Here is a 713-nt window from a genome sequence, read left to right as displayed (position 1 = left end):
CCTTCTTCGGCTGATATGGCTGCCATAGAAGCGCTTAGGAACAACCCTTCGCTTGAGGGCAGCCGGATAACGACTTATTATTATGATTCCGCTCTGAACCTGGAACAGCTCGTGATGCCCAACGGCACTAAGACCAACTACGAATATGACTCTTTCGGGCGCCTGTCGTGCGTGAAAGACCATAACGGAAAGGTCATCGAGAGTTATCAATACAATTACAAACAATAAAAAAACGCAATGATTATGAAACGAAACTTATTATTCATATTGCTGCTCTGCGGCTCCTTGCATCATCCGAAGGCGCAGACCGGAAACAATAATTATGTGAGAACTACCGCTCCTACCGTTGCTACGACCGCAACAAGCGGCCTTTCGGTATCCAACAGTATCACCTCCTACCAATACTTCGATGATCTGGGTCGTCCCTGGCAGACTGTTCAGGTGGGAATGACTCCCGGTCAACTGGACCTGGTGACTTATCAGGAATATGACGCCGCAGGCCGTAGCTCGGCTACCTGGCTTCCTGTGAATGCCGCTTCGGGCAACAACGGAAATCCGCTTTCGCTGAGCACCGTCCAATCCCGTTCCCGATTGTCGTCCAATTATGGTGATGGCAAAGCGTATTCCAAACCTGTTTATGAGGCTTCCCCCTTGGACCGGGTATTGGAACAGTACGGTCCGGGAGAGGAGTGGCACGACAATGGCAAACGTGT

General features: G+C 50.5%; 2 protein-coding genes. Both read left to right on the top strand.

What is annotated here, in order from left to right; genetic code table 11:
• On the top strand, positions 1-228 hold a 228-nt coding region (locus tag DW182_RS22360), incomplete at its 5' end, for an RHS repeat domain-containing protein (RefSeq protein ID WP_199678655.1).
• 15 nt (positions 229-243) lie between these two features.
• A partial coding sequence (locus DW182_RS22025) for a DUF6443 domain-containing protein (RefSeq protein ID WP_233564210.1) occupies positions 244-713 on the top strand: 470 nt, incomplete at its 3' end.

The sequence above is a fragment of the Bacteroides sp. AM16-24 genome, assembly GCF_003471885.1.
In the GTDB taxonomy this organism is placed as follows: Bacteria; Bacteroidota; Bacteroidia; order Bacteroidales; family Bacteroidaceae; genus Bacteroides.
The sequence above is the reverse complement of the archived record's forward strand: the minus strand, read 5'-3'. Positions and strand labels throughout refer to the sequence as shown.